Origin of the sequence: Archangium lansingense (assembly GCF_026626635.1) — a bacterium.
Classification (GTDB): domain Bacteria; phylum Myxococcota; class Myxococcia; order Myxococcales; family Myxococcaceae; genus Archangium; species Archangium lansingense.
Genome location: NZ_JAPNKA010000001.1, coordinates 12775840 through 12794591 on the forward strand (window position 1 = coordinate 12775840; position 18752 = coordinate 12794591).

At 69.8% G+C, this 18752-nt stretch carries 16 protein-coding genes; 6 read left to right on the plus strand and 10 right to left on the minus strand.

All coding sequences use genetic code 11. The features are described from left to right. The first annotated feature begins 27 nt into the window (after positions 1 to 27). Both OV287_RS51390 and OV287_RS51395 read left to right on the plus strand, forming a co-directional pair. Complete coding sequence (locus OV287_RS51390; RefSeq protein ID WP_267541439.1) at positions 28 to 762, plus strand: BON domain-containing protein; 735 nt, start codon at positions 28 to 30, stop codon at positions 760 to 762. A gap of 120 nt (positions 763 to 882) precedes the next feature. After that, the gene (locus OV287_RS51395; RefSeq protein ID WP_267541440.1) at positions 883 to 2052 is read left to right on the plus strand and encodes a cytochrome-c peroxidase; all 1170 of its coding nucleotides are present in this window, start codon (positions 883 to 885) and stop codon (positions 2050 to 2052) included. A gap of 96 nt (positions 2053 to 2148) precedes the next feature. Here OV287_RS51395 and OV287_RS51400 read toward each other — a convergent pair whose 3' ends face one another. Further along, entirely contained in the window at positions 2149 to 2712 is a 564-nt protein-coding gene (locus tag OV287_RS51400; RefSeq protein ID WP_267541441.1) for an SgcJ/EcaC family oxidoreductase, read from the minus strand. Positions 2713 to 2926: 214 nt separating this feature from the next. Between OV287_RS51400 and OV287_RS51405 the strand changes: the two genes are divergently transcribed. Further along, a complete protein-coding gene (locus tag OV287_RS51405; protein WP_267541442.1) occupies positions 2927 to 4759 on the plus strand; it encodes a S8 family serine peptidase in 1833 nt (610 codons plus the stop codon). A gap of 61 nt (positions 4760 to 4820) precedes the next feature. Here the strand turns inward: OV287_RS51405 and OV287_RS51410 are convergent, their stop codons facing one another. From OV287_RS51410 to OV287_RS51425, 4 genes are all read right to left on the minus strand, one after another. Further along, positions 4821 to 5405, minus strand: coding sequence for a biotin transporter BioY (locus tag OV287_RS51410; RefSeq protein WP_267541443.1), 585 nt, complete (start codon positions 5403 to 5405; stop codon positions 4821 to 4823). Further along, on the minus strand, positions 5402 to 6013 hold the full coding sequence (locus OV287_RS51415; RefSeq protein WP_267541444.1) for an energy-coupling factor transporter transmembrane component T family protein: 612 nt from the start codon (positions 6011 to 6013) through the stop codon (positions 5402 to 5404). Before OV287_RS51415 ends, OV287_RS51410 begins: the two co-directional genes overlap by 4 nt. Beyond that, positions 6010 to 6684 (minus strand): energy-coupling factor ABC transporter ATP-binding protein, encoded by a 675-nt coding sequence (locus tag OV287_RS51420; protein ID WP_267541445.1) that lies wholly within the window; start codon positions 6682 to 6684, stop codon positions 6010 to 6012. Before OV287_RS51420 ends, OV287_RS51415 begins: the two co-directional genes overlap by 4 nt. A gap of 185 nt (positions 6685 to 6869) precedes the next feature. After that, positions 6870 to 8228: an NAD(P)/FAD-dependent oxidoreductase gene (locus OV287_RS51425; protein ID WP_267541446.1), complete on the minus strand. Its 1359-nt coding sequence runs from the start codon at positions 8226 to 8228 to the stop codon at positions 6870 to 6872. Positions 8229 to 8427: 199 nt separating this feature from the next. Between OV287_RS51425 and OV287_RS51430 the strand changes: the two genes are divergently transcribed. Continuing rightward, a complete protein-coding gene (locus OV287_RS51430; RefSeq protein ID WP_267541447.1) occupies positions 8428 to 9474 on the plus strand; it encodes a hypothetical protein in 1047 nt (348 codons plus the stop codon). 15 nt (positions 9475 to 9489) lie between these two features. Here the strand turns inward: OV287_RS51430 and OV287_RS51435 are convergent, their stop codons facing one another. From OV287_RS51435 to OV287_RS51450, 4 genes are all read right to left on the minus strand, one after another. Next, positions 9490 to 10881: a M24 family metallopeptidase gene (locus OV287_RS51435; RefSeq protein ID WP_267541448.1), complete on the minus strand. Its 1392-nt coding sequence runs from the start codon at positions 10879 to 10881 to the stop codon at positions 9490 to 9492. 37 nt (positions 10882 to 10918) lie between these two features. Then, positions 10919 to 12277: a sensor histidine kinase gene (locus OV287_RS51440; RefSeq protein ID WP_267541449.1), complete on the minus strand. Its 1359-nt coding sequence runs from the start codon at positions 12275 to 12277 to the stop codon at positions 10919 to 10921. 106 nt (positions 12278 to 12383) lie between these two features. Further along, positions 12384 to 14123 carry a Kelch repeat-containing protein gene (locus tag OV287_RS51445; protein WP_267541450.1) on the minus strand — a complete coding sequence of 580 codons (1740 nt, stop codon included), beginning with the start codon at positions 14121 to 14123 and terminating at the stop codon, positions 12384 to 12386. 166 nt (positions 14124 to 14289) lie between these two features. Beyond that, positions 14290 to 14628, minus strand: coding sequence for a DUF2171 domain-containing protein (locus tag OV287_RS51450; protein ID WP_267541451.1), 339 nt, complete (start codon positions 14626 to 14628; stop codon positions 14290 to 14292). Between the two features lie 200 nt (positions 14629 to 14828). Between OV287_RS51450 and OV287_RS51455 the strand changes: the two genes are divergently transcribed. Further along, positions 14829 to 15026 (plus strand): hypothetical protein, encoded by a 198-nt coding sequence (locus OV287_RS51455; protein ID WP_267541452.1) that lies wholly within the window; start codon positions 14829 to 14831, stop codon positions 15024 to 15026. 183 nt (positions 15027 to 15209) lie between these two features. Further along, positions 15210 to 17396, plus strand: a complete 2187-nt coding sequence (locus tag OV287_RS51460) for a sensor histidine kinase (RefSeq protein ID WP_267541453.1) — start codon at positions 15210 to 15212, stop codon at positions 17394 to 17396. A 58-nt stretch (positions 17397 to 17454) separates the two neighbouring features. Here OV287_RS51460 and OV287_RS51465 read toward each other — a convergent pair whose 3' ends face one another. Next, a complete protein-coding gene (locus OV287_RS51465) occupies positions 17455 to 18741 on the minus strand; it encodes a type I restriction enzyme HsdR N-terminal domain-containing protein (protein ID WP_267541454.1) in 1287 nt (428 codons plus the stop codon). Between the last annotated feature and the right edge of the window lie 11 nt (positions 18742 to 18752).

Sequence of the window (18752 nt, forward strand, 5' to 3'; positions counted from 1 at the left end):
TCCTGGAGCCCTGTCCGGGAGCAGGAGATGACCCCGTCCGAGTCCGTCCTCGACACCCTCCGCGAGGCGCTGGAGCACCACCCGAACATCCACCGCACCCAGCGACCGGTGAAGCTGTCGCTCGCTGACGACGGAGACGTCCTCATCCTGGAGGGAGAGGTCGAGGACGTGGCCTCGAAGAAGCTCCTGCTGGAGCTGGCCGCCACCCAGAAAGGCCTCTCCGGCATCGTGGACCGGCTGCACGTGGCGCCGGCCAGGCCCATGAGCGACACAGAAGTGTGCCAGCACGTGGTGGACGCCCTGTTGGACGAGCCCGCCCTGCGCGACTGTGGCGTGCGCCTGCGCGAGGACGGCGGGGCGCGGGTGTTGCGGCCAGCCGCTCCGGGCGTGCGCGGCGCCATCGAGCTTCGGGTGGAGGACGGCGTGGTGACGCTGGACGGGGACATCAACAGCCTCGCGGCCAAGCGCCTGGCCGGTGTGCTCGCCTGGTGGGTGCCCGGCGTGTGCGACGTGGTGAACGGGCTGGGCGTGGAGCCCCCCGAGCGCGACAGCGACGCGGAAATCTCCGAGGCCGTGCACGTCGTGCTGGAGAAGGATCCCTTCATCGACGCCGCGGACATCTCCGTGGACACCCACGACCGCACCGTCACCCTGCGCGGCGTGGTGCATGCCGAGACCCAGCGCCGCATGGCCGAGAACGATGCCTGGTTCGTCTTCGGCGTAGACAAGGTGGAGAACCAGCTCGCCGTTCTCACACCTTGAGAGCGCCGCACCCTCACCGAAGGCCGATGGTCTCGCGGAATATTCCAGGGTTACAGTCTTCGCTCGAGTGGACCCAGGGCGGGTCCCGGAAGCACTGGACCCGAAAAGGAAGACACGCCGATGAGCCGTCACTCCCCGCGCACCTGGATGCTGGCGAGCGCCCTCCTGGGCTCCCTGGGCCTGTCCTGTACGCCGCCCGAGGAGCCCTTCCCCAATCAGGACGAGCTCGAGTTGCTCCAGAGCCTGCACACCCCCTCGCGCCTGCCTCCGAAGGATCCGACGAACAAGTATGGGGATGACCCGGCGGCGGCCGCGCTGGGCCTGCGGCTCTTCAATGACGAGAGCCTGTCGAGCTGCGGCACCGTCTCGTGCAAGAGCTGCCATGACGGCCAGGGCCGCTCGGTGGACACCGCGGTGGCGCAAGGCTGTGACGGCAAGCTCACCGGGCGCAACCCTCCCACGGTGCTGAACGCGGGCTACAGCACCTGGTTCATGTGGGACGGGCGCGCGGACCGGCTGTGGAACCAGGCGCTGCTGCCGCTGCTGAGCCCCGTCGAGATGAACTCCAGCCCCGCCCTCCTGCGCGCCCGGCTGTCCGCGGAGTACGCGGAGGACTACCGCGCCCTCTTCGGCAAGCTGCCCTCGGAGGAGACGGACGACAACCTGCTGCTGGCCCACTTCGGCAAGGTCATCGCCGCGTACGAGCGCACCCTCAACCGCAACGACGCCCCCTTCGACCAGGACGTCCGCCGCTTCCTCGACGCGGTGGCGGCCGGCACGGCGGAGAAGGACCCCGCGTACCTGGGACTGAAGACCTTCGTGCGCAAGGGCCAGTGCAGCGCGTGCCACAAGGGCCCCATGCTGAGCGATGACCAGTTCCACAACATCGGCGTGAAGGACCAGAGCGCCGGTGCGCGCGGCGTGGCGGAGGCGGCCCCCGCGATGCTCGAGTGGCCCTTCAACTCGAGGGGGCCGTACAGCGACGCGCCCGGTGGCATCGAGTCGGTGCGGCTACAGCGGCTGGGCAACGACCTGAGCGAGAAGGCCTCCGAGCTGGAGGGCGCCTACAAGACGCCCACGCTGCGCAACGTGACGCTCACGGCGCCGTACATGCACACCGGCGAGCTGAAGACGCTCGAGGAGGTCATCGACCTATACGACAAGGGCGGCGAGCCGGCGGGAAACTTCGCGGGCGTGGTCTCGGTGACCATCAAGCCCCTGGAGCTCACCGCCGAGGAGAAGAAGGCACTGCTCGAGCTGCTCGAGTCGATGACGGGAGCGGCCCAGTAGCCACCCGCCGGGCGCGACCGCGAGCAACTGGTCCGACCATCGGACCAGTTGGTGAAAAGCGCGCCCGGGAGGCTGTCTGGAGTTGCCTCGGAGGGCTCAGCGGCCCGTGGGAGCAGGGGCCTGCTGCGAGGACGGCGCCGGCTGCGACGGCGCGGCCGGTGCCGGCTTCACGTCCGTGTTCTGGCCCGCGACGATGGACCACTTGCCCCCCGTCTGCTTCAGCACGTACCGCATGCGGGTGCGCAGCACGCCCGGCTCGGTGGCCTGCACGCCAGGGGGCAGCCCCGCATACCCCGTCACCACGTGCTCGGTGTCCACCACCGCCACGGAAGGGGCGACGAAGAGGATCTTCCGCACCGTCACCTCGGCCCGGGTGTCCTTGAAGATGCTGGCGAAGATGGAGGCGTGCCGCTTCGCGATCTCCTCACGGCCGCTGAAGACCGTACCCACGATGTTGATGAACTCGGAATCCGGCGCGAAGTCCTTGCTCCACGCCGTCGCGTCGTGACGGTTCCAGGCCTCGGTCTGCTCGGCCACGAGCTTGCGCAGGCTCGCCTCGTCACGGGACTGGCCCCGGGCCGCCTGGGCCTGGACGGGAGTGGCAAAACAGAACGACAGGACCACGGCCATGACGGCCGAGCTTCTCGCGAACGTGTTCATGCAGAGTTCCTCTGAGGTGCGGAATGAGCGGGACCTTCTCACGAGGAGCCCAATTCCTGTCGCTGATTCTGGCGACCGTTGCATGACCTTGGCTTGACTTCCCCGCCCCCACGGCACTAAGCGCGATTTCCCTTGAATCCGGAAAGAGTCCCCGAGGCACCCACTGTGCCCGCGGCGAGTCCCGGCCTTCAAGACAATGAGAAAGGGATAACGCATGAAGGTGTCTGCCTTGGATGTCCGCCGGGCGTCGGGCCGCATCGCCGCCCTGGGTCTTGTCTGTCTGCCGTTGCTCGGAGGAGCGAGCACTCCCGCGGACACGTCCGCCGCGGTGGCGCAGGTCCTGCCCATGGCCTCGGACCTGTTGGAGATCAAGTTCGCGGAGGGCCAGGAGATCCGTCTGCGCGACGGGCGCCCCGTGGACCTGCGCGGCCGGGCGCTGACGGGTGCGGCCACGAGCCGGGTGTTCGAGCTGGTGGCGCGGGGTGAGTGGTTCCGCTCGCACGACGTGAGCGAGGAGAAGCTGGAGGCCATGCGCGCCCAGGGCCGGCTCGCGGCGGGAGAAGAGTTACCGGACCTCAACCTCTACTTCCGCCTGCGCCTGCCTCGGGGCCTGGATGCGGAGAGCATCGCCGAGCAGCTGCGCACCCTGCCGGAGGTGGAGGCCGTCTATCACGTGCCCACGCCCGCGCCCGCGCCGGTGGCTCCGGACTACTACACGCCGAGCAGCGGCTCGTATCAGCGCTACCAGGACGCGGCTCCCGGCGGCATCGACAGCCGCTATGCCGCCACGCTGCCGGGTGGACAGGGCACCAACGTTCGCATCTGCGACGTGGAGTACAGCTTCAACAGCAGCCACGTGGACCTCGCGGGCGTCACGGTGGTGGGGACCACTCCGGCAGACCCCTTCTCCAACACCAACCACGGGACGGCCGTCATGGGCGTCTACGGCGGCGCGGCGAATGGGCAGGGCGTCACGGGAATCGCGCCCGGCGCGCAGAAGTACTTCGCCGCGGCCCAGACGACGGCGGGCTTCAACGTCGGAGCGGCCATCACCAGCTGCGCGGCCAACATCAGCGCGGGGGACATCATCCTCATCGAGCAGCAGACGTGGGGCCCCCAGAGCACGGGCAGCAGCGACTGCTACGGCTGCGTACCGGTGGAGTGGTACAAGCCCTACTACGACGCCATCAAGACGGCCGTCGCCGCGAACAAGATTGTCGTCGAGACGGCGGGCAACGGCTCGCAGAACCTGGACGATGCCGTCTACAGCACGGGCAACAGCGGGCACTACCCGTTCCTGGCGCAGAACGACTCGGGCGCCATCCTGGTCGGCGCGGGGCTGTCCTCCGGCTGGGGCACCACCGCACGCTATGCGCATACCTACTCCAACCACGGCTCCACCCTGGACCTGCAGGGCTGGGGAGACAGCATCGTGACCTCCGGCTACGGCGACCTCTTCTCGGCCGACGGGGTGAATGGCTGGTACACCGGCTCCTTCGGCGGAACGTCGGGCGCGGGCCCCATCGTGACGGGCGCGGCCGCCAGCCTCCAGGGACGGCACAAGGCCCTGCTCGGCTACAGCCTCACCCCGGCCCAGCTCAAGGCGGTGCTGCGCAACACCGGCACCCCGTACGGCGGGACGAAGAACATCGGGCCGCTGCCCAACCTGCGGGCGGCGTTCAACTCGCTCAGCGCGCCCGGCGCGTGCACCGCGGGAGGCGTGAGCATCGCGGGCGGCTGCTGGTACCTGGGCGGGTTCGACCAGAGCTGCCAGGACGTCTGCGCCAGCCGGGGCGGCTACTCCTCGCTGACCGCCTCGTACGTGGGAGCGCCTTCGCAGGGAGGAAGCGTCTCCAACTGCCAGCAGGTGCTCACCGCGCTGGGATACCCCGGAGCAGTGACGGCGGTGACCCGCTCCGACAGCCTTGCCCTGGGCTGCCACCGGTGGAGCACTGGGGCCCTGTATTGGCAGACCAGCCCGGTGTTCGACCCCGCGAGTAAGAGCTACGGCAGCGCGGCGCAGCTCGCCTGTGCCTGCATGAACTGAGTGGAAGCACCGGTGCCGCCCCTCACGTCCAGGGGCGGCATCCAGGCTCCGCTGGCGCCGCTCACGTCGAGGACGGGGGCGGCGTAGCGGGCTGGGCGGACCGAGGCGGCTGGATGAGCGGCCAGGCACGCTTGAGGGTGACGGCGGCGGAGGCGGCGATGGCGGCCTTCACGCAGTCTCCGGGGAGGAAGGCGAGCGAGCCCAGCGCGGCCTTCGCCAACGACAGCTTCGCGACCACGGCGAGCCACGGGATGCCCACGGCATAGAGGACGCCAATGCCCCCGAGCACGTTGATGGCGAAGGCGAGCGGCACCGAGAGCCGCGTCCAGGCGCGCTCGGTGAGCCAGCCGATGAGGAAGGCCCCGGGAAGGAAGCCCACGAAGAAGCCCCCGGTGGGCCCCACGTACACGCCGAGCCCTCCGTTGCCGCCGGCGAGCAGGGGCAGTCCCGCGGCCACGAGCAGGTGGAAGAGCAGCAGGGACAAGCCCGCCTTGCGCGCCCCGAGCGTGGAGCCAGCGAGCATCACCCCGAGCGTCTGCGCGGTGATGGGCACGGGGATGAAGGGCAGCGTGAGGGGCGGCAGCAGCCCGAGCACGGCCATGATGGCGGCGAACAGGGCAACGTGGACGAGGTCGCGGGTCTTCACGAGGGTTCCTCGGGGTCGAAGCAGCGCGCGTCGATGGCATCGGCGAGCGAGTCGGCGGTGCGGAGTGTCTTGACGAGCAGCGGGACGAGCACGGCGAGCGGGTCGCGGTCGAGGCCGCGCACGCGCTGGGCCTCCTGGATTTCCCGCAGCCACGTGGCCATCAGGGGGATGAAGCGCAAGGTGAGGGAGAGCAGCAGGCCCAGCCGCACGGGATTGAGTCCGAAGCGAGCCAGGGGGCGCAGGGTCCGCTCCAGCACGTCGAGCATGTCCGAGGCCCGCGTCGTCAGGGAGACGAGCGTGGCGAGCAGCATCAGGACGGCGAGCCGAAGCACAACCACCAGCGCGGGCTCCCAGCCGGACAGCAACGCGTGCAGGACGAACAGCGGGACGAGCACGAAGGCGGAGAGACGGAAGACGGGCGCCACCTCGCGCGGGCGCAGGCGAGCGAGTCCGTAGAGGCCAAGCGTGGCCCCCAGCACGCATGAGAGCACGGGCAACGAGGGGAAGAGCAGCAGCCCAGTGCCAGCGGCGAGCAGCGCCAGCATCTTGGTGCCCGCGGGGACGGCGTGGACGGGCGAGTCGCGGTGAAGGTAGAGGCCGAGGCTCACGCCATCATCCGGACGTAGGCGTCGAGGGCGACGGCGGGGACGTCATCGACGACGACTCGGCCAGCCTCGAAGACGAGCACGCGGTCGAAGTCGCGCAGCAGGTCCAGGTCGTGGGAGACGACGATGGCCGTCTGGGGCAGTTCGTGGATGGCCTGGGCGAACCGGCGCTTGTTGCGCAGATCCAGCAGCGTGGTGGGCTCGTCGAAGACGATGTAGCGCGGCTCCATGACGAGCACGGAGGAGAGCGCGAGCAGCTGCTTCTGGCCGCCGCTGAGCAGGTGGGCCGGGTGGTGGCGGAAGTCCTCCAGGCCATAGCGGCGCAGGACGGCCGTGACACGCGCGGCGATGTCGGCCGACGGGAGCTTGAGGTTCTTCAGCCCGAAGGCGAGGTCCTCCTCGACGGTGGGGAGGACAATCTGGTTGTCGGGGTTCTGGAAGACGAAGCCCACCTTGCGGCGGATGGCGCGGGCGTCCTTCCGGGTGTCGAGCCCCTCCACCAGCACCTGGCCTCGCTCGGGCACGAGCAGACCATTGAGCAGGCGCGCGAAGGTGCTCTTCCCGGAGCCATTACCGCCCACCACGGCGATGCGGCGCTCGGTGAGGGTGAGCTCGAGCCCCGCGAGGACGGGGCGCTCTCCGAAGTGGTGACTGACGGCGTGGAGTTGAATCATTCGCGACCGCTACGAGCGGGCGAATGTAGCGCCTTTCTGGCTCCGTGCATGTCCCCTCTCCCTCTGGGAGAGGGTTAGGGTGAGGGTGTTCCATCCTCTGCGTGCATCTGCGTCACACAGAGAGCAACCCGGGCCCCCCTGTAGACCCTCACCCCGGCCCTCTCCCAGAGGGAGAGGGTCAAACATCAGTGAACGAGGGAGGGCTCGTGCCGCTCCAGACCCGTGCCGGGCTCTCCGGCGCGCGCCTCGGAGCCCCCCGGTAGGGTCTCGGGTTGGAGGGGCGGGAGCCGGTTCGCATGCAGGCCAGTAATGAGGCGCACGTCCTGCCGCTTGGTGAGGTAGGTGTAGGCCCAGTCGAACATCACCGCCACCTTGTTGCGGAAGCCAATGAGGAAGGTGATGTGGATGCCGAGCCACATCAGCCAGGCGGGCTTACCACTCAGGCGGACCTTGTCGTAGAGCACGCCGATCGCCGAGCCGCGGCCGATGACGGCGAAGGAGCCCTTGTCGTGGTAGCGGAACGGCGCCACCAGACGGCCCGCGAGCCGCTGGCGGATGCTCTTCGCCACGTACCGGCCCATCTGCATGGCCGCCGGGGCGATGCCCGGCACCGGCTTGCCGTCCTGCACCACCGAGGCGAGGTCTCCAATCACGAAGACGTCCTCATGGCCGGGGACGTTCAACCTGGGCGTCACCTTCACCCGGCCCGCCTTGTCGAGCGGCACCCCGAGCGTCCGGGCCACGGGGGAAGCGGCCACTCCGGCGCTCCAGAGCACCGTGCGCGCCTGGATGCGGGTGTCGCCCACCGTGACGCCCGAGTCGTCCACGCCGGTCACCAGGGTGCCGGTGCACACCTCCACGCCGAGCGTCTCCAAATCCCTGCGCGCCTTCTCCGAGAGCTCCTCGGGATAGGTATTGAGCACCCGGGGGAGTCCCTCCAGGAGGAGGATGCGGGCCCGCGAAGTGTCGGCACGGCGGAAGTCCCGGGGCAGCACGTGCCGGGTCATGTACGCGAGCGCCCCCGCCAGCTCCACGCCCGTGGGCCCCGCGCCGATGATGACGAAGGTGAGCCAGTCGCGCTGGCGCTCGGGGTCCGTCTCGCGTTCGGCGGCCTCGAAGGCCAGCAGCACGCGCTCGCGGATGTCCCTCGCGTCGTCGATCGTCTTGAGCCCGGGGGCGAACCCGGCCCACTCCGGGTGGCCGAAGTACGAGTGCGTGGCGCCCATGGCGAGCACCAGCGTGTCATAGGGAATCTCCCCGCCATCGGAGACGACCACGTTGCGCGCCAGGTCGACGGATTGGACCTCGGCGAGCAGCACGGTGGTGTTCCGGCTACGCAATATCCGGCGGATGGGCGCGGAGATGTCGCCCGGGCTGAGCACGGCGGTGGCCACCTGGTACAGCAGCGGCTGGAACAGGTGGTGGTTGTAGCGGTCGAGCACCGTCACATCCACGGGCGCGCGCTTGAGCTTGCGCGCGGCCTGGAGCCCCGCGAAGCCACCCCCCACGATGACCACGTGATGCCTTCCCCGGTGGTTTTCCATGGCGGAAAAGGTGAGGAGCCCGGGGGAAGTCGGCCACCATCCCCGGAGAACAGTCCTTCTGCCGGGTGCGGCCGCCTGCTCGCTCGCCAACAGGACCAGGGGCCAACCCCGTGCACGGAAGCCTGCCCTCACGGCATCCTCTCCTCGTCTTTACCCGCGAGACGGACCCCAGAGGTCCCTCGCGGCAAGGGGGGCTTTCATGCCGGAGCCACGAGACGGGTCTCCTCTAGCTTCGACACCCTCGCGAGCAGGTACGCCCGCCTCCTTCTGGCGGGATGCCGGTACGGCGTTCGCGCTCGCCTTCCGCTCGCCACTCGCCATCTTCATCTTCTATGGCCTGGCCTTCGTGAGCTCGTTCATCCTCATGCACGGTACCGAGCTCCAGGCCCTGGCCTATCTGCACGCACGCAAGGCCAACCTCTGGCGTGTGCTCACCGCATTCGCGCCCACCACCTGGGTAACCATCCTCGTCATCGTGCTCAGTGATTGGCAGAGGAACCGCTCAGCCTGGCCCCACACGCGGAAAGGGAGGATGACGGTCGCGCTCTGCGTCGTCCTCGGCCTTCCCTTCGTCCTGCTGCCCATCCTGGCCCAGTACATCGTCTGGAAGGAGGAGCCGCTCGTGCGTGCGGCCTTCTCGAGCGCGCTGCCAGCTGCCTCCCCCGCGAAGTCCTTCATCCTCAACCTGGCCGGGGTGACGAGCGGAGCCCTCGTGGCCTCTGGCATCCTGGGCGTCCACATCCAGCTTCTCGAGCGCCTGCCGCAGCTCCGCCGCCGCGCAGAGCAACACGAGGCAGACGGGCTCGACGAAGACGTGCGGTGGTATCAACAGCACCGGGCTCGGTTGAGCGGGTTCCTGACCCTCTCAGGCCTCCTCATGGGAACCTCCATCCTGAGCGTGAGCGCCATCCGCCACCTGCTCAACGAGGCCCTCTCCACATCATCCCTGACGCTCCCGACGGCACCCATCCTCGGCTATGGCCTGTATTATACGGGGCTGATCGCCAGCATGTACCTGCCGGCCTCGAAAGCCCTGAAGGACGCGGGCCAGACGATCGCGGAGCGGCTCGTCCGGCAACCCCTCGAGGCCCACGTCACCTGGAAGCAGCGAAACGAGGAGCAGGAGGCGGCCCAAACCTGGCTCGGTCTGCGAGGCTCCGCGCTCCAGGACTTCCAGCAAGCGCTCTCCGTCCTGACGCCCCTGCTCGCGAGCTTCTCTGGCCTGATTCTCGGCCCGACCGGGTAGCCGCCCGCGGACGCCCTACCGGACCAGGTGGAACGCCGTCTGCCGCTGGAAGGCCCAGCGCACCTTGCCGCTCGCGTCGACGATGACGTCCTCCTCCTGCGCCGAGCGCACCCGCTGCCCGCCCCACTCCGCCACCGGGCTCGTCGCCTGCAGCTCGATGGAGAACCACTGGTTCGGAATCACCTTGTGGTCGCCGTTGCCCGGCACGCCCTCCTGCCGATCCCACAGGCCGATCATCGGCCCCGCCCCGTGCCCGTTCAGCCCGATGGGGTGCGAGTACACCGTCCCATCAATCCCCGCGGCCTTCATCCGCTCCCGCGAGGCCTTGAGAATCTCATTGCCCGAGCGTCCCGGACGCAGCTCCTCGAAGACGATGTCCTGCAGCCGGTTGGAGTTCGCCAGCGCCGCCTTCAACCCCGCGGGCACGTCCGTCTCGCCCTCGCGCAGCACGTAGCCCATGTGCTGCGTGTCCGTGTTCAACCGCAGCGCCGTCACCCCGAAGTCGCAGTGCAGCACGTCTCCGCGCTCGATGATGGGCTCCTCGCCCACCTCCGCCTCCGTCTTCCCCTGCCGCTGCACGCTCACCGACGGCTGGAACCACGTCCCCAGCCCCAGGTCGTTCACCCGCTGGCGCATCCACCACACCACGTCGCTGGTGCGCGTCTTGCCCGGCGTAATCACCTGGCTGGAGAACCCCGTCTCGATGATGTTCCACGCCAGCTTCGTCAGGTCCTCGTAGAAGCGCTCCTCGTCCGCGCCACGCCAGGCGATGACGTCCACCGGCAGGCCCCCGGACGGCCTCAACCGCGCCGTCCACTCGGGCCCGAGCGCCTCCGTCATCCCCTCGTACTCGCCATGCGTCAGCCCGTCCGCGAAGGCGAACGTGCGCGACACGTTGATGCCGATGGCCTTCGGCTGGCGCTCCTCCAGCACCGTCTTCAGCACCTTCCACTGGTCCGGGCCCCACAGCTCGGCCTGCCGGGTGACGCCACCACCGTCCACCTGAATCTGCGCCCGCCGCGCCTCGTACACGCCGCCCTGCGTCCCTCCGCCCAGCGCGAGCCGCTCCACACCCTTCTCCGGGCCCCGGTCGTGGAAGACGTAGATGGTGCGCCGCCGCGCCGCGAACGTGGTGGGCGCCACCAGCGCCGGGAACACGGGGTCCTCGTTGTACTCGCGCATCGGCACCACCCACATCTCGATGCCGTACTGGCGCATCAACGCCGGGAGCGCCTTGTCCATGCGCTCGCGCAGCCAGGCCTGCTGCCGTGTGGCCTGCTCGCGCAGCGTGCCGAAGGGGCGCTCGGGGACAGCGGCCTCCGGCGCGCGGGCAACCGGAGCGGTGGTGGCACAGGCGGACGTGAAGAGGAACAGGGGGACGAGGAGACGACTCCAGGTGTTCTTCATGGCCGCGCAGCATCGCACGGACGGGCCTGGCCTGGGCTCAAGACGGGCTCCGGGTGGAGTCGCCCACCGGGAACTCCAGGCGCAGGCGCGCGCCCCCCTCCTCCCGGTTCTCGGCCCGCAGAGTGCCCCCGAACTGCTCCACCATCTCTCGCGACAGCGCCAGTCCCAGCCCCGTTCCCTTCTCCGGGCCCTTGGTCGTGAAGAAGGTCTCGAAGAGCCGGGACAGGACGTGTGGGGGAAAACCCGGGCCGTTGTCCTCCACCCGCAGGACAACCCGTGAGCCCTCCAACCCACCGAGGATGCGCACCTCGGAGCCCTCGCGGCCTCGAGCCTCCAGCGCATCCCCTGCGTTCACCAACAAGTTGAGCAGCACTTGCGCCAGCCTCCGGCGGACAGCGAGCACCGGGGGCAGCTCCGCCGGAATGTCCACCTCCAGCCGCGCCACGTGCTGGAGCCGCAGCCGGGCAATCCGGACCGCATCGCTCACCACGTCCGCCAGCGCGCACTCGGTGGGCACCTCCGCGTCCATGCGCGAGAAGCCCCTCAAGTCTCCGATGATCTGCCGCACGCGCTCGACTCCGGTGCGCGTCTCGCGGAACACCTCCGCCAACTCCTCTCGGGAGGCCGCGCGCTGCTCCGACAGCACCTCGCGCTCCAGGAAGTCGAGGTTGGCGCCGATGAAGGCCACCGGGTTGTTGATCTCATGCATCACACTCGCCGCGAGCTGGCCGATGGTGGCCAGCTTCTCGGAGTGCGCCCGGCGGCGCTCGCTGATGGCGAGCGTCTCGAGGGCCTCGCGGCGCGCGCGCTCCAGCCGGCCCTCGTTCTCCGCCCGCTGGGCCTTGCGAAACTCGCTGGCCCCGTACGCGCCGACGACCGTCACCGTCACCACCATGCCGGCCCACAGCAGGGACTGGGTCACCGGATGGCCCGCCCCCCACAGCAGGCCCGCGGCGCCCGCGCTACACAGAGCACCCGAGAGCGTGGCCGACAGCGAGTCCTGCGGGTAGAGCAGACAGAGGACGAGGGGAATGCAGGGAAAGAGGTTGAAGTACACGCTCCCGCTGCCCCCCGTCACGAACACCAGCGCGATGAAGCAGAGGCTGCCGGCCGTGCACTGAAAGGCCGTGTGCAGGCGCACCGACGGCGCGGAGTGCTCGTCCATCCACAGCGCGGAGAGGGCCACGGACAGGGCCCAGACGAGTCGGATGACGAACGTCCAGACGCCAGGTCCCACGGCGAGGACGTCCAACCCGTACTGGGACAGGAGCGCCGGGGCCAGCACGAGCAGCATCTTCCGGCGGGGGCCCCACCTGCCGAACGGCACTGCCCGAGGCCGCGCGGGCAACGGCCTGGCCTGCCGAACAGTGGAGGGCGGGACGGGAGGCGGGCTCATGGGCGGCTCTTCGGAGGGGAGACAACACCCTCCATGGTAGCCGGTTCCAGCCTCGCGGTCCGGGCGTCAGGCCACGGAAGCGGAGCATCAGCCCCGCTTCCGTGTCTCACCGCGTGGTGAAGACAAGGTCATCCACGTCGTCGAACACGCCACCGGGGCAGGGCTCGGCGCTGCCCGCGAAGCGGAACACTCCCCGCACCGCCTGCAACCGTCCCACCGGCAGGACGTACGTGGCCGTCAGCACCTGTGCCCCCGCCTTGCCTGGCGTGAGCGTCGCCAGGTACGTCCACGCCGGGTTGCGCGCGTCCGCCGCGTAGTACAGGTCCAACCGGTTCGACTCCGACTCCTCGTACGCCCACACCGTGGCCTCCACCCGCACCGTCTTCCCCGGCGCCAGGTGTCCGCCCTCCACCGTCACCACCCGCAGCGCGTCGAGCGCCTCGTCGCGCTCGCGCGTGCCCCCTGCGCCGTCCTCGCACGAGCCCCACAGCGCGTTGGGCAGGTTCGGCTCCGGGCCGAGCAGCCCACGCCCCACCAGCAGCGTGCCCGAGCCACACTCCGCCCCGGCCTCGTCGCACCGGGGCGCCCGCAGCTGCGCGTCATACTCCGCCCGCACCACGCCGCAGCCCTCCTCGACACACGGCGGCTCCGCCGCGCACGGGCCGCACTCCAGCGTCCCGCCGCACCCGTCTGGCACCACGCCGCACACCTGGCCCGCCGCCTCGCACGTCAGCGGCATGCACACGCCCGGGTCGTACCGCTCGCTCGTGGCCAGCGTGCCCACCAGGTCATTGGTGCCACCCACCACCAGCACCGCGCCATCCTCCAGCCGCACCAGCCCCGCGCCCCGCCGCGCCGCCCCCAGCGCGGGCTCCGCGCTCCACGTGTCCGCCGCCGGGTCGTAGCTCTCCACCGACGCGAGCGCGCCCGTCGTCACGTGGAAGCCTCCCGCCACCAGCACCCGCCCCTCGTGCGTCACCAGTGCCCCGTGCGCCTCGCGCGGAGTGCCCGGTGCCGCCGCCAGCTTCCACTCGCCCCGCACCGGCTCGTACAGCTCCGCCGTGGCCGCCGCGCGCGACGTGGTGCCGCCCACCACCAGCACCCGCCCGTCCGGCAGCAGCGTCACCGTGTGCCCCGAGCGATGCGTACCCGCCGCACCGCCCACCGCGCCCGCCTTCGTCCAAGTGCCGCTCGCGATGTCGTACAGCTCCGCCTGCAGCCCGCTCACGAAGAGCACCTGGCCGTTGCCCAGCACCACCCCCGTCTGCGCTCCCGCACGCGAGGACGTCGGAGCCCCCGTGCGCGTCCACCGGCCGCTCATCGGCTCGAACAGCTCCGCCGAGCGCACCGGGTGCCGATCCACGTCGAAGCCGCCCGCCACCAGCACGCGCCCGTCCGGCAGCAACACCGCCGCGGGGTCGTTGCGCGCCTCGGCCATGTCCTGCACCGCCGTCCACCGGCCGGTGCTCGGGTCGTACACCTCCGCGCTCGCCAGCGCGCCGAAGGAGGCCGAGTACGTGCCGCCCACCACCAGCACGCGCCCGTCCGCCAGCCGCACCGCCGCGTGGTTGCGCCGCGCCGTGCGCATGGCCCCCGTGACGCGCCACTCGCCCGTCTCCGGCTCGTACACCTCGCTGCTCATCAGCGTGCGGCTGCCATCGTGCCCGCCCGCCGCCAGCACTCGCCCGTCCGCCAGCGCCACCAACGGCAGCAGCTTGCGCGGCGTGCTCAACTCCCTGTCCATCAGCCCCTGCGACAGCCCGTCGTCCGGCGGCGGCGCCGAGCTGCAGGAGAACACCAGCGTAAAGAGCGCCATCATGGCGCAGGACGTCGAAACCCTTTTCATGACCCTTCCCACTCCGTTCCGAGAAGGACGGGTCTACACTCCGGGTCTGACATCCCCGGCGCCGGATTCCTCCATGATTCCCAGGGGTTATCGTCCGCTGTATGACAGACCCGTCAGGTGGTGCGCGGCGCGTGCCGCACCACGTCATGGGCCTGTCATGGCCGCGTCATGAGCCGGCGTGGGAGGCCTCCGCCTCCACCTCCACGAGGTTCACCGGCTCCGCGTCCATGCCCTCGTGGTGCCGCGGCGGCAGCGCCCCACCTTCATCGTCCTCCAGCTTCAACAGGTGCGGGGTGCGCTCCAGGTACAGCTCGCCATCGCGCGCGTAGCGCACATCCGAGAACTCGACGAGGAACTCGTCGCGCGACAGCCGGCGCGGCTCCAGCTCGAAGTGTGTCTCCCCCACCGCGCCCACGCGGCCCACCTTCCGCCCGTCCATGTCGCGCACCACCATGCCCTCGCGTACGTCGTCCTGCACCACCATGGCGTCCTCCTTGGTGAGCACCCGGGCCCTCCCGCCCCGGAGCGCATCCCTTCTGTGTGGGGAACACCCGGCGCAACGGCAACCGCTGGCGGCTCGCAGGTGGGGCGGCCCTGGGGCCAGGGGCTGGCTCCTCTCCCCGGCGCACGTGCGAAGGTCAGGCCCGTGGGGCTCCCGCCGCGCACGGTGCCTAACGTTCCCCCGAGAGAGAGGAGGAGGCCGCCATGCTCCTGGAACTGACTGCCGTCGAGGCCCGCGAGCTCAAGGAAGTCCTCGACTCGACCCTGCGCAAGCTGCTCGACGAGATTGCCCACGCCGACCACCGCGCCTACCGCGAGATGCTGCAAGCCCGCTACAGCCAACTCGAGCAGCTCACCCACCGGCTGGGCTCGTCCGTCGAGAGCGAACAGATCTACGCCTGAGCCCGCTCTGGCCCGGGCGCTGAATCCTCTGGGCCGGGAACCGCTCCCATGAGGCGAGAAAACACGAGCCCCATGGAATGGACGAGGCGGTCCACCCGCCTCGCGTGAAACGTGCGCACGTCCGGGACGTCCGGCATGCTGGAAGGCGTGCCGGGAACCCCAGAGACCCGCGGAGACACGCACGTGACGACACCGGCCGCCCCCATTCGCTTCCTGCTCACCCCGCCGCTCGGAGAGGTGAAGGAGCACGTGCGTGCCGAGCTCTTCAGCCGGGCACTCACCCAGAAGCTAGGCCGCCCGGTGGTGGTGGAGCTTGCCCCCTCGTTCGAGGCCCTGGAGCGCGAGCTGGTGGAGGGCCGGGTAGACCTGGCGTGGGCCACGGCCGAGCAGTGCACGGCCTTCGAGCCGCAAGCCCGCGCGGTGCTGCGCGCCGTACGCTCCGGGCTCTGGTACTACCACGCGGCCCTGGTGTGCCGGGCGGATGCACCGCTCACGCTGCAGACGTTGAAGGGCACGCGCGCCGCATGGGTGGCCCCGCGCTCCACCGGCGGCCACCTGCTGCCCGCGCGCCACCTGATGGCCCGGGGGCTGCCCCCGGCGGACACCTTCTCCGAGCAGCGCTTCCACGGCACCTACCGCAAGGCCCTGTTGGCGGTGCTCGAGGGGAAGGCGGACGTGGCCTCCATCTACTCGAGCCACCCGGAGGAGAACACCGTACGCGCCTACCTGGCCGAGCACGTGGGCGCCGAAGAGCGCAAGCTCATCCCCTTCGATTTCACCGAGCCCACGCCCGCCGACGGGCTCATCTTCACCATGCGCATGGCGGAGGCAGAGGTGGCCGCGCTGGTGTCCGTGCTCACCACGCTGGCGGGCAACGGGGCGGGGCTGGAGCCGCTGCTGGGCCTCTTCGACAGCGAGGGCTTTGTCCTCTCGTCCAAGCCGCGACCGCCGCCCCGGACGGCCCGGCGGGTGGAGTACCTGGCGGCGGACCTGGACGCGCGGGAGCGGTGCATGCGGCTATGGACGCCCACGGGAACGGCCTTCGGGCGGGACCTGCGCCAGGCAGAGGGGAGGCCGCTGGAGGAGGTGTTGGGGCCGGAGGCGGGGGATGCGCTGGTGGCGCTCGCGCGCGCGGCGCGGCACAGCGGAGTGGGAGGGCGGGTGGAGTACCGCCTGGAGGTGGAGGACGAGACGCGCTGGTACGCGGCGGAGGCGACCGTGCGCGCGCCGACCACGGAAACAGGGAGCCCCACCACGGCGCTGCTGGTGAGAGACGTCACCGAGCTGCGCGTGCTGGAGGAGGAGTTGTACCGGCTGGCCTCCTTTCCGCTGCTGCATCCGGAGCCGCTCATCGAGGTAGGCCCGGGCGGCGGGCTGCACTACGCCAACCCGGCGGCGCACCTGGCGTTTCCGGACTTACTGGTGCGCGGGGCGAGGCACCCACTGGTGGAGGCAGCACAGGCGTGGGCGCGGCGCGGGGCGGCGGTGGGCGAGTCGCCTCCCATGGTGCAACTGGGAGGCCGGCACTGGGAGCTGTCGGTGTCGCCCCTGGTGGAGCCGGAGGGCCTGCGTGTCTTCGCCAAGAACGTGACGGCGCGCAAGCAGGTGGAGGCGCAGCTCTTCAAGGCGGACCGAACGGCGGCGCTGGGCTCGCTGGCGGCGGCGGTGGGCCACGAGATGAACAACCCGCTGGCGTACATGCTGGCCAATCTCGGCTTCGCGCGCGAGGAGCTGGCGCGGCTGAAGGCGGCGCTGCGGAAGGAGGGGCATGCGCTGGCCGGGGATGTGGACGACGTGGAGGAGGCGCTGTCCGAGTCACTCGAAGGAGCGGACCGACTCAAGGGAATCGTCCAGGACCTGAGGATGCTGTCGCGCGCGCCGCTGGAGCACCACGAGACGGTGGAGGTGGTGCCGCTGCTGGAGCACGCGCTGAGCCTGGTGCAGGGCGAGCTGCGCCACCGGGCGAGGCTGGAGAAGGACTTCCGGCCGGTGCCACCGGTGGCGGGAGATGATGCGCGGGTGGGACAGGTGTTCGTGAAGCTGCTGCGCAACGCGGTGCAGGCGATGAGCGAGCTGGACGCGCCGCGCAACGTGCTGCGGGTGGCGACGTACACGGGGCCGGCGGGGGAGGTGGTGGTGGAGGTGCAGGACACGGGCATGGGGATGCCGCCGGAGGTGTTGGCGCGGCTCTTCGAGCCCTTCTTCTCCACGAAGCCAGCGAGCACGGGCCTGGGGCTGTCGGTGAGCCACGCCATCGTGACGAGCCTGGGAGGCACACTGCGCGCGGAGAGCCGTGAGGGCGTGGGAACGACGCTGACGGTCATCCTCCCGGCCGCCCTCTCCTCACCCTCTGGGAAAGGAACGGAGTGAGGGCCTGGGTTGCCAACATCCTCTCCAGAGATTTTGCTGCTGGGACCTATCCCAACCGTCAGGAGACTGTAGCGGCGGGGGGCGGCTCCGCATTGGGTGCCGCGGTCTCGGGCGCCGTCGGCTCGTCCTTGCTCGTCTTCGACAGTTCGAGGCTTCGCAGAATGAGGGAGGTCAGCGCCCACATCTGCGCCACGTTGTCGATGTAGACACGGGAAGCGCCAAAGGCGGCCGGGGCCTCCTCGACCACGAAACCAGACACGAGCCGCTTCGCATCCTCCGCAGGCACCCAGGTCACCACGCTCTTGCGCTTCCCGCTGGAGAACAGCCGCAGGAACCACTTGGTGGGCTTCCGGTAAGAGATATTGAAGTAGTTCGCCGTGTCCCGGTGGAGGATTTCCTCCGGGTTGATGCCATTCTTGCCGCAGATGTCCCGAACGAGGCCGTAGAGGTCCAGTTCCTCTTGAGTCGTCTCGATGGCGGCTCGCGGCTTCTCTTCGGACTGGGGCTCTTTCTTCTCCTCGGGCGGCTTAGCCGCGTCCGTTTTGATGACATTCTGCGTGCCCTCGACAGGCTCATCACCAGCCTCGCGGAGGCGATGGATGCGCGCCTTGAGCTTGTCGAGGAAGTCATCTCCCATCACCCGAAGTAGAGCCGGCTCGATGGCTTCCCTGGCCACCTCGCCCAAACGGTTCATCACCGCAACAGTCCGTTTCCCCTTGTAGACCTCTTCCGTGAGCCACCGCATGAACCCCTCGTCCTCGGCGGGGGACTTCAAGGCGGTCGCGAGCCGGTTGATCATCGATTGCCGATAGCGACTGTTCTCGGCATCGGTGATGAGAGTATCCGCGTTGAAGGCCTCCCGACTGAACTTGGTGAGGAACTTGGCGACCTTGGTCCAGTCGGTCTTCGTGTCCTCTAGCGAGAAGCTGAAGAACGGCTCGCGATCCATCTGGTTCGGGTTCTCCAGATCTCCGAAGAACAGGTAGTGGCAGCCATCGGTGATGATGCCGAAGTGGAGTTCCGCCATCTGGGCGATGTAGCGAGCCAACTGCTGGGCCTTGGCCTGGAGGTCCGTGCCGAGTGGCTTGGTCTCGATGACCATCAAGGGCTTGGTACCTGTCTGATCGAAGATGGCGAAGTCCATCCGATCCGGCAGCCGCTTGCCGTCCCCCTGAGTGAACTCCGCCGCGTACTCCAGACGCACCTCTCGCGGGATATTGGGGTCGTAGCCGAGGAGCCGGATGAACGGCACCACCAGCGCCATCTTGGCGGTCTCCTCGTTGGTGATGAACTCTCGATTCTCCTGATACCGCTTGACCAGCTCGAGAAGCTGATTGGCATCCATTGCGTACGCCT